The organism is [Mycobacterium] manitobense (assembly GCF_025821665.1).
Lineage (GTDB): Bacteria > Actinomycetota > Actinomycetes > Mycobacteriales > Mycobacteriaceae > Mycobacterium > Mycobacterium arseniciresistens.
In genome coordinates, this window is record NZ_JACKSJ010000270.1 from 48,006 (window position 1) to 62,451 (window position 14,446).

The following is a 14,446-nucleotide window of genomic DNA, read 5'->3' on the forward strand; positions in this document are numbered from 1 at the left end:
AGACGTCAGTCGCGCAGGGGGTGGGCGGACAGCCAGTCGTCGGCCACCCGCGCCGGGTCGGCCCCGTCGTCCACCGCCTGCTGCATCTCCGCGATTGCAGCGGTGTCGAGCACTCCGGCGACCTCGTTGAGCGCGAGCACCTGTGACTCGTCGAGTTCGTTGCGCCGGTACAGCGGCACCACGTTCTCGGCACGGATCAGCGCCGAGCGGTCCGCCAGCACCACGACGTCGTCCGGGATCGCGGGCGCGGCGGTGGTGGTCCACGCGGCGTTCACCCGGCCGGCCCGTATCGCGGCCCACAGTGCGGACTCGTCGGGGAATTCGCGGGGCGCGGGCAGCCGGCAGGTGCCGACGACCGACGGTGTCTGCACCCCGGCCACCTTCCCCGGGCGGACCTCGGCGCAGCGGCCGGTCAACGCCGACAGCCGTTCGCCGCGCGCCTCCGCCGTGGCCTCCGTGACGGCGAGCGCCGGCCGGTCCTGCGCCGACATCGCGTAGTCGCCTGCGGCGATTCCCTCGGGCAGCGCCGCCAGCAGCTCGCGGTACACCTGTTCGCCCGCCCGGGCGGTGGCGCCGGGCTCGAAGCGCTGCAGCAGCCGGCCGGTCAGCCCGGGCACCACCCGAACGTCGCCTGCGTCGAGCGCGGTCAGTGGGTCGTCCGACGGCAGCACCACGGTGGCCGTGCCGTAGTTGCGCAGCGCCGCGGCATACAGGTGCGCGATCACCACCGACTCGGTGTCGGTGTGGGCGCCGATGGTCACCAGTGGCGGGGCGGGCGGACCGCCGCAGCCGCTGAGCACGAGTGCGACGAGCGCCAACGCCAGCCGGCGCATCGTCGGCTCAGACCTGCGACGCCGCGGCCACCGCTTCGGCCACCGCGGGTCCGACCCGGGGGTCGAGCGCGCTCGGGACGATGTGGTCGACGGCCAGGTCGTCGCCGACCACGGAGAAGATGGCCTCGGCCGCGGCGACCTTCATCTTCTCGGTGATGCGGCGGGCGCCGGCGTCGAGCGCACCGCGGAACACCCCGGGGAACGCCAGCACGTTGTTGATCTGGTTCGGGAAGTCGCTGCGCCCGGTGGCCACCACCGCCGCGTGCCTGCGGGCGGCGTCGGGGTGGATCTCCGGATCCGGATTCGACAGGGCGAACACGATGCCCTTGGGCGCCATGGTGGCGATGATCTCCTCGGGCACCACGCCCGCGGACAGGCCGAGGAACATGTCGGCCCCGTTGACGGCCTCGGCGATGCCGCCGGTCAGGTTCCGCGGATTGGTGCTCGCGGCGAGTTCGGCCTTGAACGTGTTGAGGTCCTCGCGCCCGCTGTGCACGATGCCCTTGGAGTCCAGCACGACGATGTCGCGGATGCCCGCGGCGATCAGGATGTTCGCGCAGGCCACCCCCGCGGCGCCGGCGCCGGAGATGACCACCTTGAGGGCGTGCATGTCGCGGCCGAGCACCTCGACCGCACCGAAGAGCGCACCCAGCACCACGATGGCGGTGCCGTGCTGGTCGTCGTGCATCACCGGGCAGTCCAGCGCCTCGATCACCCGGCGCTCGATCTCGAAGCAGCGTGGGGCGGAGATGTCCTCGAGGTTGACCGCACCGAATGTCGGGCGCAGCCGGATCAGGGTCTCGACGATCTCGTCGGGATCCTTGGTGTCGAGCACGATCGGGATCGAGTCGAGCCCACCGAACGTCTTGAACAGCGCGCTCTTGCCCTCCATCACCGGAAGCGACGCGGCGGGGCCGATGTCGCCGAGGCCGAGCACCGCGCTGCCGTCGCTGACGACGGCGACCAGCCGGCTGGCCCAGGTGTACTTCGCGGCCAGGGTGTGGTCGGCGGCGATCGCCCGGCTCACCTGAGCCACCCCCGGGGTGTAGGCGATCGACAACGCGCGCTGGGTGTCCAGCGGCGAATTCATGCCTACCGAGAGCTTCCCGCCTTCGTGCGCCGCGAAGATCTCGGCGTCATCGATGACGACCTGGGGGGTGCGCGCCTGCGACTCGCTCTCGGGCGAGGAGGTCACGATGCTTTCCGACACTGCGCAAGGGTATCGGACCGCGAATTCTCACAGTGCCCCATTCCCCCCGCGTGAGTACCCGCGGCGCGCAGGTGGCCCCCAGCTCCGGCGCGTAGCATCTGAACGGCCCGAACAGGGGTTTCGATCGCGCCGCAGGAGGAGGGCCCATGCCGTCGTTCCGCGCCCTGCCACCGTCGATGGTGCGGACCTCCACCCGCAACAGGTCGACGGGTCCCGACGCCTCCAGCATCCACGTCCCCGTCGCACGGGCGATGGTGGACTGCGGCGTGTACTGCGAGGGCAGGCGGCTGCCGGGCAAGTTCACCCACGCCGCGGCACTCGCCCGGGTGCGCGAGCTCGAGGCCGACGGCCGTCCGGCCTTCGTGTGGATCGGGCTGCACGAGCCCGACGAGCACCAGATGCAGGCCGTCGCCGAGGTTTTCGGCCTGCACGAACTGGCCGTCGAGGACGCGGTGCACGCCCACCAGCGACCGAAGCTGGAGCGCTACGACGACACCCTGTTCCTGGTGCTGAAGACCATCAACTACGTCGAGCACTCGTCGATCGACAACGCCCGTGAGATCGTCGAGACCGGCGAGATCATGGTGTTCGTCGGCGCGGACTTCGTGGTGACGGTTCGCCACGGTGACTTCAGCGGGCTGGCCGGGGTGCGCAAGCGGATGGACGCCAACCCCACCAACTGCGCGCTGGGTCCCTATGCGGTGATGCACGCGATCGCCGACCACGTGGTCGACGGCTACCTCGACGTCACCGATCTCGTGGAGACCGACATCGACGCGATGGAGGAGAACATCTTCTCCCCCGCCAGCACCACCGACATCGAGCACATCTACCTGCTCAAGCGCGAAGTGGTCGAGATGCGCCGGGCGGTCACCCCGCTCACCCTGGCGTTGCAGCGCATCGGCGCCGATCACAACGACCTCATCTCCAAGGAGGTCCGGCGCTACATGCGCGACGTGCTCGACCACAACACCCAGGCCGCCGACCGGATCGCCAGCTACGACGAGGTGCTCAGCTCGCTGGTGCAGGCGGCCGTCGGCAAGATCTCGATGCAGCAGAACACCGACATGCGCAAGATCTCGGCGTACGTGGCGATCGCCGCGGTGCCGACCGCGATGGCGGGCATCTACGGGATGAACTTCGACAACATGCCCGAACTGCGGTGGACCTACGGGTATCCCGCGGTGCTGCTGGTGATGTTCGCGGTGTGCTTCATGCTGTACCGCACGTTCCGCCGCAACCACTGGCTCTAATTCGGCCGCGCCGCAGGCCTGTCCGGGTCGAGCACGTCCACTCCGTCGGCCGTCCAGGCCTCCCGCATCGCGTCGGCGCCCTTCAGACGCACCCACGCCGCTTCGGTGGGAGTGATCGGCGTCGCGGTCAGCACGGTGACCGGGGCGATCGGCCCGGGCAGCGGGATCTCACCGATGTCGCTGTCGCTCAACAGGAATGCGGTGAACGGGGCGCGGTCGAACAACGGTTCGCCGAGGTCGACGAGTGCGCCGGGCTCGAGCACCAGCCCCTCGACAGCGGGTGCGGCGGCCAGCACGGCCACCGAACGAGCAAGGCCCTTAGGGGTGGTGCCGCGCAGTGCGACGGTCACCTCGGCGCGCGGGCCGTGGATGGCGTCGGTCACCAGTTCGGTCGGATCGAACATCGGGTGCCGCGAACAGCCAAGGGAGACGAAGTGATTGACGCCTTCCATGCCCGGCCGGCCGTCCGGCCCGAAGCGCAGGACGTCGATGCGTTCGGTGCCGAGGAAGGTGATGCTGGCGGCGGCGGGGTCCGCGACGATCCCGGCCCGGGCGAAGTGCTCACCCAGCCGGGCGCGCACCTCGGCCAGGACGTCGGTCACTCGGCAGGCGGTTTGGTCGGCTGGTCGGCGTCGGACTTCTGTGCGGCGTCGGTGGGCGCCTCGTCGGCAGTCGCGTCCGAGGCGGGCGCTTCGGCAGGCTCCTCGGCCGCAGGCTTCTCAGCCGCAGGCTTCTCGGCGGCAGGCTTCTCGGCGGCGGGCTTCTCGGCGGCGGGTGTCACCGCGGCAGAGGCCGGTTCGGCGCTCTCCCCCGCAGGCGGGATGGTGAGGTTGGCGCCGGTGTCCGCGTCGAAGATGACCAGCTTCGAGGTGTCGAACGCCAACTGCACCGTCCGCCCCGGCGCCACGCTGGACTCGGTGGAAACCCTTGCCACGAACTCGTTCTCGCCCGCACCGGACTCTGCGGCCAGCTCCTGCAGCTGCGCCGACCGGGCGCCTTCGCCCTCGATCTTGAAGTGCACGTACTTGTCGGCGCCCAGCGATTCGACGATGTCGGCCTCGACGTCGAAGGTCAGCGCGCGGATGCGGGCGTAGCCGTCCAGCAGGGCGGCGTCCTCGATGTGTTCGGGGCGGATGCCCACGATGATGTTGGCGGGCCTGCGGTGTCGGCCGAGCATGTCGTGCACGTGCTGGGTCAGGGTGATGTCGCCGAACGGCAACCGCACCCCGACGTCGGTCAGCGTCGCCGGGAAGAAGTTCATCGCCGGCGAGCCGATGAACCCCGCGACGAACAGGTTGGCGGGCCTGTTGTAGAGCTCCTCGGGCGTGCCGATCTGCTGGGCCACGCCCGCGAGCATCACCACCACCCGGTCACCCAGGGTCATCGCCTCGGTCTGGTCGTGCGTGACGTAAACCGTGGTGGTGCCCAGCCGGCTCTGCAGCCGCGAGATCTCCGAGCGCATCTGCACGCGCAGTTTGGCGTCGAGGTTGCTCAACGGCTCGTCCATCAAGAATGCCTTGGGGTCGCGCACGATCGCGCGGCCCATCGCCACCCGCTGGCGTTGCCCGCCCGACAGCTGACCCGGCTTGCGGTCCAGCAGTTCGGTGAGGTCCAGGATCTTGGCGGTCTCGGCGACCTTCGAGGCGATCTCGTCCTTCTTCACCTTCGCCAGGGTCAGCGGGAAGGCGATGTTCTGCCGCACCGTCATGTGCGGGTACAGCGCATAGGACTGGAACACCATCGCGATGTCGCGGTCCTTGGGCGCCTTCTCGTTGACCCGCTCGCCGCCGATACGCAGCTCACCCGACGAGATGTCCTCCAGCCCGGCGATCATGTTGAGCGTGGTGGACTTTCCGCACCCGGACGGACCGACCAGGATGATGAACTCGCCGTCGGCGATGGAAATCGACAGGTCCTTGACCGCCGTCGCGCCGTTCGGGTAACTCTTCGTCACCCCGTCCAACACTATTTCGGCCATCGACTACCCCTTCACCGCACCGGACGTCAGGCCAGCGACGATCCGCCGCTGGAAGATGAGAACAAAGATAATGATCGGGATGGTGATCACCATCGCCCCCGCCGCGATCGACCCGGTGGGCTCCTCGAACTGCGAGCTGCCGGTGAAGTTGGCGATGGCCACCGGCGCGGTGATCGCCCGCTGGGTGGCGGTCAGCGACAACGCGAGCAGCAGGTCGTTCCAGGCGAAGATGAACACCAGTATCGCGGCGGTGACGATGCCCGGCGCCGCCAGTGGCGCAATCACCTTGCGGAACGCCTGCGCGGGGGTGGCGCCGTCCATCTTCGCCGCCTTCTCCAGATCCCAGGGGATCTCCCGGAAGAACGCCGACAGCGTGTAGATCGCCAGCGGCAGCGCGAAGGTGATGTAGGGGATGATCAGTCCGGGCCACGTGTCGAACAAGCCGATGCGGCGTTCGATGTTGAACAGCGGGGTCACCAGCGAGATCTGAGGGAACATCGCGATCAGCAGCGCGACGCCGACGAGCAGCTTCTTGCCCGGGAACGCCAGGCGCGCCACGGCATAGGCCGCCATGCCTCCGACGAGCACCGCGATGGCCGTGGTGATCAGGCCGATGCCGATCGAGTTGATCAGTGCCGAGGAGAACGCGTCGCCGGAGAAGATGCCCCTGTAGTTCTCGAAGGTGACCTCAGACGGAATCAGTTTGCCGTCTTTGACGGTCGACGTCGGCTTCAATGACAGGCTCAAGATCCACAACACCGGCACCAGGGCGTAGATCACCACGAGGACGTTCGCGGCAGCCCACCCGGCGCCCCGTCCGGCACCCACCCGCTCGGCCACGTCAGCGCCTCTCCTCGTCGGATCCGGGCGCGGACGCCCCGAAGAGCTTGATGTAGATGAACGCGATCAGCGCGACGCACAAGAAGATCAGCACACTGATCGCCGAACCGAGCCCGATGTTGAACGCCTTGAACAGATTGTCGTAGCCGAGGATCGACACCGAACCGGTGTTGTTGGCGCCCTGGGTCAGCACGTAGATGTTGTCGAAGATCCGGAACGCATCGAGCGTGCGGAAGAGCAGGGCCACCAGGATCGCCGGTTTGATCAGCGGCAGAATCACTTTGAGCAACCGCTTCCAGGCGCCCGCACCGTCCATCTGCGCGGCGTTGAGCAGATCCTGAGGCACCAGCGCCAACCCGGCCAGCAGCAGCAGGGCCATGAACGGCGTGGTCTTCCACACCTCGGCGAGCACCACGATCGCCAGAGAGGGCAGTTGTTCGGTCAGCGGCGCGCTGCCCTCCGGCAACAGGTTCGCCAGATAGCCGGTGCCAGGCGTCCATGCGTAGTACCAGCTGTAGGACGCCGCGACGGTGACGATGCCGTACGGGACGAGGACCGCCGTGCGCACCACGCCCTTGCCGAAGATGGTGCGGTGCATGATCAGGGCGAGCGCCATCCCGAGTACGAACTCGATCGCCACCGACACCACGGTGATCGCCAGGGTCACCAGCAGCGCCGTCCACCAGTAACCGTCAGTGAGCACGGTGACGTAGTTGTCGATGCCGACGAACTCGGTGTCGTCGGGGGTGGCGAGGTTGTAGCGCTGCAGGCTCAGCCACACCGCGTAGCCGATCGGGTAGGCGGTCACGGCGAGCATCAGGATCACCGCGGGAGCGATCAGCAGGAAGGCGAGTCGACGCTCCGACCTCGTGTCGTCGGTGTCGGCAGTCGCCACGGAATCCACTCCGGCCGTCACGGGATGAGCCCCTTCCCGTCGATGGCCTTCTGGACCTGTTCGGCGAGTTCGTCGGCGGTGCGTTCCGGATCGATCTCGGTGATCGGCGCCAAAGTGACCGAGATCCGGGTGGACACCGCCTGGTACTGCGGGCTCGCCGGTCGGACCGCGGCGTCGATGAGCTGTTGGCGGATGATCTCGTACTGCGGGTAGCGGGCCTGGAACGCCGGGTCGTCGTACAGCGAGGCGCGGACCGCGGGGAGCCCGCCCTCGACCGACGTGTAACGCTGGTTCTCCGGGCTGCGCAGGCAGCGGACCACTTCGAACGCCTCGGCCTTGTGCTGGCTGGTCTTGGCGACGGCGAGATTCAGCCCGCCGAGGGTCACCTTCGCGGGCCTACTCGGGTCGACCCTCGGGAAGGGCGCGAACCCGAACACCTCGCGGCTGGCGTCATAAGCGGTGCGGAATTGTTCGTCGCTGGGCGAGAACGTCCCTTCGTCGTTGATGGCGCTCGTCAGGTCCGGTCGCTTGTTCAGCGGCAGGAAGCCGACGCCGCCCTTGACCGCATTCTCCAACATCGACGGAAGCACGAAGGGCCAGTTCACCTCCAGTGCGGCTTTGCCTTGCTCGAGCGCCAGTCGGGCGGTGCTCTCGTCGGTCTGGGTGATCGACGGATCGGCCCCCGGTGCTGTGGCAACCGACTTGATGGTCTGCAACGCCTTGACGGTCGCGGCTCGGTGCTCCGGCGTGTCGGTGAGCGTGACCGTCTTGCCGTCGTCGGAAAGCACCTGTCCGCCCGCGCTTTCCAGCAGCGTGTTGAACCACACCACCAGGCCTTCGTACTGCTTGCCCTGCACGGCAATCCAGCTCGGCTGACCGGCCGCCTTCAGCCGGCCCGCCTCCGCCACCATCGCGTCCCACGTCGCCGGTGGCTCGGGCATGAGATCGGCGCGATACCAGAGCACCTGGGTGTTCGTGGTGACCGGCGACGCGTACAGCTTGTCCTCCCACGTCGCCGTCTCGAGGGGGCCGGGCAGCGTGTCGGTGGTGGCATCGGTCTCCGCCAGCCCGGCGGGATCCTCGGCGAGTGGGACGATCCAGCCGGCCTCGGCGAACTCGGGCGTCCACACCACGTCCATGGCCATCATGTCGAGCGTCTTGTCGTTGCCCGTCAACCGCCGGGCCAGTTGCAGCCGCTGCTCGTCAGCGCTCTTCGGCAAACTGATCTGCCGGATCGAGAAGCCGTTGTCCAGCTGCTCCTCGCACCGCTTGGCCAGCGCCGAGAACGTCGCGAGCTCGTTAGCCGAGGTGTAGAGATTGATGACGTTGCCGCCGCCGTCCGATCCGCACGCCGACACCACCGACGCCGTCGACAGCGCGGCGACTGCTGCAGCACATAGCCGCCGAGCGCGCACCACCGGCTCTCCCGTCCACATCCGATGTCGCCGCCGAGGCGGCTCCGGTGCGGGAACCTCCCGCGCGCAAACCGTAGAGCGAGTCGCGCGTGATGTGCAACACTTTCGGCGCGTGCCGGGATATCGACGGGTAATCGTGACCTGCGCCGCCCCCTCGCGGACGGCTCCGGGACCGGCGTCAGATGGTCAAGCGGGCCAACAAATCCCGACCCCGCTCGGCGCCCTGCGGATCACACAGAACGTCGTAGCGTCCGGCCACGAGCTGCATCGTCGAGCTGAAATCCCTTGTGCCGCGAGCCATCGCGTAAGGGATGGCCGACGTGATCAGGCCGAAGAACACTCCGGCGATCAGACCTGTGAGCAGCGCGCTCAAGGGGCTCGGGCTGAAGAAGCCGAGGATCAGGCCGATGAACAGGCCCAGCCAGGCGCCGGAGAGCACCCCGCCGCCGAGAACCTTCGGCCAGCTGAGCCGGCCGGTGACACGCTCCACCTGCATCAGGTCGACCCCGACGATGGTCACCTGCTGCACCGGGAACGACTGGTCGGACAGATAGTCGACGGCCCGCTGCGCCTCGGCGTAGGTGGGGTACGAACCGATCGGCCAGCCCTTGGGAGGGGTGGGCAGCGCGGCCGGCCCGCCGCGCACCGGCGAAGGATTGGCAGGCGTCGCGCCGGGTGTCTGACCGGCTGAAAATGGGCTCGTCATCGGTGGTCATTCTCCTCTATGAAGGCCTCCATCGCAGCCTTCTCACAACGGTTCAACGCCCCGGCGGCCGACTTGGTGCCCGCCGCGCACATGATCACGAACGGAGGTCGTGTTGCGCTAGGTTGAATCCCATGACCACTCCGGACGGGAACGCAGGCGAGACGTCACCATCCGGGTCCGCCGAGCCGGCTTCGAGCGGCTACGAGGCGCCCGGGACCAGCGGTTACGAGGCGCCGCCGATCGAGCAGTCCCCGCAGGCCGACGTGGCGCCGTCCTCGACCGAGCCCACCGACCTGCCGCCGGCGTACGCCGCTCCCCCGAGCTATCCGCCGCCGGGCTTCTCGCCTCCGGACCAGCCGCCGCCGGCCTATCCGGGTTCGTCCTACCCGCCGCCCTCCTACCCGGATCCGTCGTACCAGGGTCAGGGCGGCTACCCGCCCCCGCCGTACGGGGCCGGCGGCTACTCCACGCCCGGTGGCGGTTTCAGTGGGCCTGGCGACTACCCGCCGCCCGCGGGTTATCCCCCGCCCGGCGGCTACGCCCCGCCGGGGGGCTACCCGCCGCCCGCCGGTTATCCGGCTCAGCCCGGGTATCCGGCTCAGCCCGGCTACCCGCCGCCCGCCGGCTATGGCGCGCCCACCGGCTACCCCGGCGGCGACTACTACGGCGGCTACGGCGCCCCTGCGGGCAAGACGAACGGGTTGGCCATCGGCTCGCTGGTGGCCTCGGCAGTCGGGTTGCTCTGCTTCGTCGGGTCGATCATCGGCATCGTGCTCGGCATCGTCGCGCTGAACCAGACCAAGCAGAACCAGGAAGGCGGCCAGGGGCTCGCCATCGCGGGCATCGCGGTCGGCGGAGTCACGCTGTTCCTGAGTCTGATCGTCTGGGGCGCGATGATGAGTTCGGCGTGACCGGCGACCCGGAACCCTATTCGCGCGGCGTCGAGTACCCGTCGCTGGAGAACTCCCCTCCACCACCGGACGCGCACCGGGCCGGCACGCCGAACCACCAGCCGCCGTATCCGGGCTATCCCGGTTATCCGGGCTACGGCGGGTATCCCCCGCCCGGCGGGTACGGCCCCCCACGGGGCACGAACACCAACGCGATCATCGCGGTGATCGCGTCGGCGGTGGGCCTCGTGCTGTGCGGCGTACCGGCGATCGTCGGAGTGGTCCTCGGCGTCATCGCGATGCGCGACACCCGCCGCACCGGCCAGGACGGCCACGGACTGGCGCTGACGGCCGTCATCCTCGGCGCCCTGGTTCTCGCGTTCTACGCGATCTACGTCATCGTCGTCGCGGGCCTGGTGATCATGAGCCCGCAGTGGGCGCCGTAGCGCTTCCGGCCTGAGCGGGCGGCTCGAACCGCGCGCCGGTGCGGGTCATCCCGGCGGCACGGCCCTTCGCGGCGACCACCAGCGCCATCTTCCGGCTCGCCTCGTCGAGCATCTCCTCGCCGAGCATCACCGCACCGCGGGCGCCGCCGGCGCGCGACGTGTGCCACTCGTAGGCCTCGAGGATCAGCTCGGCGTGGTCGTAGTCGGCCTGCCGCGGGCTGAAGATCTCGTTGCCCGCCGCGATCTGATCGGGGTGCAGCACCCACTTGCCGTCATAGCCCAGTGCCGCCGACCGGCCGGCCACCCGGCGGAACGCGTCGACGTCGCGCACCTTGAGGAACGGGCCGTCGATCGCCGCGACCCCGTGCGTGCGCGCGGCGATCAGGATGCGCATCAGCACATGGTGATACGCGTCGCCCACGTCGTAGCCTTCGGGCTGCTCGCCGACCACCAGCGTGCGCATGTTGAGGCTCGCCATCATGTCGGCGGGCCCGAGCACCAGCGCCTGCACCCGCGGCCCCGCGGCGATCGCGTCGATGTTGGTCAGTCCCTGGGCGTTCTCGATCTGCGGCTCGATGCCGATCCCGCCGATGTCGAGTCCGTGCAAGGTCTCCAGCTGGGTCAGCAGCAGGTCGAGCGCGTGGACGTGCGACACGTCGATGACCTTCGGCAGCACGATGAGATCGAGCGTCGCGCCGGCTTCGGCGACAGCGGTCACCACCTCGATCACGTCGGCATGGGTCCACGGCGTGGTCCAGTCGTTGACCCGGACACCGCGCAGCTGACCGGACCATCCCGGCTCGGCCAGGGCGGCCGCCACCTGCCGCCGGGCGTCGGCCTTGGCGTCCGCGGCCACCGCGTCCTCCAGGTCGAGGAACACCTCGTCGGCGGGCAGGCCCTTGGCCTTGTCGATCATCTTGGCGCTGCTGCCGGGAACGGACAGGCAGGTTCGGCGGGGTCGATATGCGTTGTGCACGGGTCCACTCTTTACCCTTTGAGGCATGGCGTCAGTGAGCAGGGTCTATGCGGCACGGCTGGCGGGCATGGCCGTGCTCGGTCCCGACGGCGAATCCATCGGCCGGGTGCGCGACGTCGTGATCAGCATCAGCATCGTCCGGCATCAGCCCCGCGTACTGGGCCTGGTCGTCGAATTGCTGACCCGCAGAAGGATTTTCGTTCCCATCCTGCGGGTGACGGCGATCGAGCCGAGCGCGGCGACGCTGAACACGGCGAACGTGTCGCTGCGGAAGTTCTCGCAGCGCCCGGGCGAGGTGCTGGTGCTCGGGCAGGTGCTCGAGACGCGGGTCCGCGTCGACGATCCCGATTTGGCGCAACTCGCCGGGATCGACGTCGTGGTGGTCGATCTGGGCATCGAGCAGACCAGGACCAGGGACTGGAAGGTGACCCGCGTCGCGGTGCGCCCGCAACGAAGGCTCGGCAGGCGCAGCAACATCCACATCGTCGACTGGCAGAACGTGCACGGGTTGACGCCGTCCGGGCTGGCCATGCCCGACCAGGGGGTGGCGTCGCTGCTCGAGCAGTTCGAGGGCCAGCGGCCCATCGAGGTGGCCGACGCGATCCGCGAGCTGCCCGCCAAGCGGCGCTACGAACTCGTCGCGGCGCTCGACGACGAACGTCTGGCCGACGTGCTGCAGGAGCTGCCCGAGGACGACCAGGCCGACGTGCTCAACCATCTGAAGACCGACCGCGCCGCCGACGTGCTCGAGGCGATGGACCCCGACGACGCAGCCGATCTGCTCGGCACCATGACGCCTGCCGACGCGGAGGCGCTGCTGCGCCGGATGGATCCCGAGGATTCCGAGGACGTGCGACGCCTGCTCAGCCACTCACCCGACACCGCGGGCGGTCTGATGACCTCCGAACCGGTGGTGCTGGCGCCCGACAACACCGTCGCCGAGGCCCTGGCCCGGGTGCGCGACCCGGACCTGACGCCCGCGGTGGCGTCACTGGCCTTCGTCGCCCGGCCGCCGACCGCCACCCCGACCGGCCACTACCTCGGCTGCGTGCATCTGCAGCGGCTGCTGCGGGAGCCGCCGGCCGCGCTCGTCAGCGGCATCCTCGACTCCGACCTGCCGAGCCTGGCCCCCGAGGACTCCCTCGCGGCGGTCACCCGCTACTTCGCCGCCTACAACCTGGTCTGCGGGCCGGTGGTCGACGAGGAGAACCATCTGGTCGGTGCGGTGTCGGTCGACGACGTGCTCGACCACCTGCTGCCCGACGACTGGCGCGAGCGTGCCGACGAACCGGAGCTCTCCGGCACCGAGGGAACCGCATGAGCGACTCGTCGGCGCGCGGCCGGCTGGACACCCCGCGGTCCTCGCGGCGGCGGTTCACCTTCAACTTCGACCGCGAAGTCGTGGGCCAGTACGGCGAGAAACTCGCCCGCTTCCTCGGCACCGGCCGCTATCTGGCCGTGCAGACACTCATCGTGATCATCTGGATCGCGCTGAATCTCTTCGCGGTCGGCCTGCGGTGGGACCCTTACCCGTTCATCCTGCTCAACCTGGCGTTCTCGACCCAGGCTGCATACGCCGCGCCGTTGATCCTGCTGGCGCAGAACCGGCAGGAGAACCGCGACCGGGTGTCGCTCGAAGAGGACCGTCGCAGAGCCACCCAGACCAAGGCGGACACCGAGTACCTAGCCCGTGAGCTCGCAGCGCTGCGACTGGCCGTGGGCGAGGTGGCCACCCGTGATTACATGAGGCGCGAACTGGAGGAGATCCGCGAGATGATCGCCGCGCTCGAACCGGCCGGGGACGCCTTGGCCAAGGACGCGAGGCCCGACGGGAGCGAACGGCGAGCCAAGCGGTCCAGTTAACGCCTCAGTGGACCAATGCGATAACACGCGTAACAAGAGATGGGTATGGTGACTTGGTTCACACGTCACCGCGGACCGAGGACGGTTGAGTGCGCATAGGGGGAGGGGCGGCCGTCGCGGCCGCGCGACGTCACGCAGGGCGGGCCTTGGGCTCGCCCGCGTTCGGTATCGCCGTGCTGGTACCGGTCATCCTCGTCGGCGCCGTCGGCGCCTCCGCACCCGACGCCACCCCGACGCGGGACTCGGCGGTCACTCCGCTGGCCGCCGTCGAGCCTTCTCCCCGAGACCGCGTGGGCCCCAACGTGATCGCGGTCAAGATGGCGCCGCGGGACTACCGGATCGCCGCCTCGACGGCGTCCGCCCCGCCGCCCGCCGCCGTCGTCAACGCGCCGGGCAGCCTCGGCATCCCGGCCATGGCGTTGAGCGCCTACCGCAATGCCGAACGCATGATGGCGAAGTCCTTCCCCGGCTGCGGCGTGAGCTGGAACCTGCTGGCGGGAATCGGACGGATCGAGTCGATGCACGCCAACGGCGGTGCCACCGACGCCCGCGGCACCGCACGGCAGCCGATCTACGGCCCGGCCCTCGACGGCACCCTGGCGGGCAACGAGGTCATCGTGCAGAGCCGGACGTCCGACCGGGTGGTCTACGCCCGCGCGATGGGCCCCATGCAGTTCCTGCCCGGCACCTGGGCCCGCTACAAGTCCGACGGCGACGGCGACGGCAAGGCCGAGGTGCAGAACCTCTTCGACGCGTCACTGGGGGCCGCGCGCTACCTCTGCAGCGGCGGGCTGAACCTGCGTGACCAGTCCCAGGTGATGACGGCGATCCTGCGGTACAACAACTCCGTCGCCTACGCCCGCAACGTGCTCAGCTGGGCCGCCGGCTACGCGACCGGCGTGATGCCGGTGAACCTCCCGCCGATCACCGGAAGCGCACCCGAACTCGGACCGCTCGAAGCCGGTCACCTGGCCGCCTACCAGGGGCTCGGCCCCGGGATGCCGCGCGACGCCTCCGGCCTGCCCGCCGACGACCCGCTCGCACTGATGCCCCTGATGGGCCGCACCGGCGCCCCGCCGGGAGACGTCCCCGGCTTCGCGCCGGGCCAGTCGCTCGGACCGTTGCCGGGCCCGGCACCGGC

The 14,446-nt window shown here is 69.5% G+C and carries 15 protein-coding genes; 6 read left to right on the forward strand and 9 right to left on the reverse strand.

Annotated features, from left to right (window positions below):
- Positions 1-5 precede the first annotated feature (5 nt).
- Positions 6-833 carry a glycine betaine ABC transporter substrate-binding protein gene (locus H7I41_RS29785; protein WP_264016259.1) on the reverse strand — a complete coding sequence of 276 codons (828 nt, stop codon included), beginning with the start codon at positions 831-833 and terminating at the stop codon, positions 6-8.
- 7 nt (positions 834-840) lie between these two features.
- On the reverse strand, positions 841-2,043 hold the full coding sequence (locus H7I41_RS29790; RefSeq protein WP_264016260.1) for an NAD(P)-dependent malic enzyme: 1,203 nt from the start codon (positions 2,041-2,043) through the stop codon (positions 841-843).
- 146 nt (positions 2,044-2,189) lie between these two features.
- Here H7I41_RS29790 and corA point away from each other — a divergent pair, with 146 nt between their 5' ends.
- Positions 2,190-3,296 carry a magnesium/cobalt transporter CorA gene (gene corA / locus H7I41_RS29795; protein ID WP_264016261.1) on the forward strand — a complete coding sequence of 369 codons (1,107 nt, stop codon included), beginning with the start codon at positions 2,190-2,192 and terminating at the stop codon, positions 3,294-3,296.
- Here the strand turns inward: corA and H7I41_RS29800 are convergent.
- The 6 genes from H7I41_RS29800 to H7I41_RS29825 form a co-directional block, all read right to left on the reverse strand.
- On the reverse strand, positions 3,293-3,898 hold the full coding sequence (locus H7I41_RS29800) for a suppressor of fused domain protein (protein ID WP_264016262.1): 606 nt from the start codon (positions 3,896-3,898) through the stop codon (positions 3,293-3,295). The genes corA and H7I41_RS29800 overlap by 4 nt on opposite strands.
- Positions 3,895-5,274 carry an ABC transporter ATP-binding protein gene (locus tag H7I41_RS29805; protein ID WP_302471840.1) on the reverse strand — a complete coding sequence of 460 codons (1,380 nt, stop codon included), beginning with the start codon at positions 5,272-5,274 and terminating at the stop codon, positions 3,895-3,897. The genes H7I41_RS29800 and H7I41_RS29805 overlap by 4 nt, the downstream gene beginning before the upstream one ends.
- Before the next feature lie 3 nt (positions 5,275-5,277).
- Positions 5,278-6,102, reverse strand: a complete 825-nt coding sequence (locus H7I41_RS29810) for a carbohydrate ABC transporter permease (RefSeq protein WP_264016275.1) — start codon at positions 6,100-6,102, stop codon at positions 5,278-5,280.
- Between the two features lie 13 nt (positions 6,103-6,115).
- Positions 6,116-7,018, reverse strand: a complete 903-nt coding sequence (locus tag H7I41_RS29815) for a carbohydrate ABC transporter permease (protein ID WP_372503833.1) — start codon at positions 7,016-7,018, stop codon at positions 6,116-6,118.
- Positions 7,019-7,026: 8 nt separating this feature from the next.
- Positions 7,027-8,424 carry an ABC transporter substrate-binding protein gene (locus H7I41_RS29820; RefSeq protein WP_264016276.1) on the reverse strand — a complete coding sequence of 466 codons (1,398 nt, stop codon included), beginning with the start codon at positions 8,422-8,424 and terminating at the stop codon, positions 7,027-7,029.
- 178 nt (positions 8,425-8,602) lie between these two features.
- Entirely contained in the window at positions 8,603-9,130 is a 528-nt protein-coding gene (locus H7I41_RS29825; protein ID WP_264016264.1) for a YflT domain-containing protein, read from the reverse strand.
- A 131-nt stretch (positions 9,131-9,261) separates the two neighbouring features.
- On the opposite strand from H7I41_RS29825, the gene H7I41_RS29830 reads away from it, so the two are divergent.
- Both H7I41_RS29830 and H7I41_RS29835 read left to right on the forward strand, forming a co-directional pair.
- Positions 9,262-10,041, forward strand: a complete 780-nt coding sequence (locus tag H7I41_RS29830) for a DUF4190 domain-containing protein (RefSeq protein WP_264016265.1) — start codon at positions 9,262-9,264, stop codon at positions 10,039-10,041.
- Positions 10,038-10,466, forward strand: coding sequence for a DUF4190 domain-containing protein (locus H7I41_RS29835; protein ID WP_264016266.1), 429 nt, complete (start codon positions 10,038-10,040; stop codon positions 10,464-10,466). The genes H7I41_RS29830 and H7I41_RS29835 overlap by 4 nt, the downstream gene beginning before the upstream one ends.
- On the opposite strand, the gene H7I41_RS29840 is transcribed toward H7I41_RS29835, so the two are convergent.
- Positions 10,441-11,442, reverse strand: a complete 1,002-nt coding sequence (locus tag H7I41_RS29840) for an HpcH/HpaI aldolase/citrate lyase family protein (RefSeq protein ID WP_264016267.1) — start codon at positions 11,440-11,442, stop codon at positions 10,441-10,443. The two genes, H7I41_RS29835 and H7I41_RS29840, sit on opposite strands and share 26 nt — an antisense overlap.
- A gap of 25 nt (positions 11,443-11,467) precedes the next feature.
- Between H7I41_RS29840 and H7I41_RS29845 the strand changes: the two genes are divergently transcribed.
- From H7I41_RS29845 to H7I41_RS29855, 3 genes are all read left to right on the forward strand, one after another.
- The gene (locus tag H7I41_RS29845) at positions 11,468-12,763 is read left to right on the forward strand and encodes a magnesium transporter MgtE N-terminal domain-containing protein (protein ID WP_264016268.1); all 1,296 of its coding nucleotides are present in this window, start codon (positions 11,468-11,470) and stop codon (positions 12,761-12,763) included.
- Complete coding sequence (locus tag H7I41_RS29850) at positions 12,760-13,305, forward strand: DUF1003 domain-containing protein (RefSeq protein ID WP_264016269.1); 546 nt, start codon at positions 12,760-12,762, stop codon at positions 13,303-13,305. Before H7I41_RS29845 ends, H7I41_RS29850 begins: the two co-directional genes overlap by 4 nt.
- A gap of 89 nt (positions 13,306-13,394) precedes the next feature.
- Positions 13,395-14,446: lytic transglycosylase domain-containing protein (locus H7I41_RS29855; RefSeq protein WP_264016270.1), on the forward strand; the 1,052-nt coding region annotated here is incomplete at its 3' end.

Excerpts from the sequence above, each read along its gene's own strand:
- H7I41_RS29825 (WP_264016264.1), bottom strand. The coding sequence starts at position 9,130 with ATGACGAGCCCATTTTCAGCCGGTCAGACACCCGGCGCGACGCCTGCC.
- H7I41_RS29850 (WP_264016269.1), top strand. The coding sequence starts at position 12,760 with ATGAGCGACTCGTCGGCGCGCGGCCGGCTGGACACCCCGCGGTCCTCG.
- H7I41_RS29805 (WP_302471840.1), bottom strand. The coding sequence starts at position 5,274 with ATGGCCGAAATAGTGTTGGACGGGGTGACGAAGAGTTACCCGAACGGC.
- H7I41_RS29845 (WP_264016268.1), top strand. The coding sequence starts at position 11,468 with ATGGCGTCAGTGAGCAGGGTCTATGCGGCACGGCTGGCGGGCATGGCC.
- H7I41_RS29785 (WP_264016259.1), bottom strand. The coding sequence starts at position 833 with ATGCGCCGGCTGGCGTTGGCGCTCGTCGCACTCGTGCTCAGCGGCTGC.
- corA (WP_264016261.1), top strand. The coding sequence starts at position 2,190 with ATGCCGTCGTTCCGCGCCCTGCCACCGTCGATGGTGCGGACCTCCACC.
- H7I41_RS29830 (WP_264016265.1), top strand. The coding sequence starts at position 9,262 with ATGACCACTCCGGACGGGAACGCAGGCGAGACGTCACCATCCGGGTCC.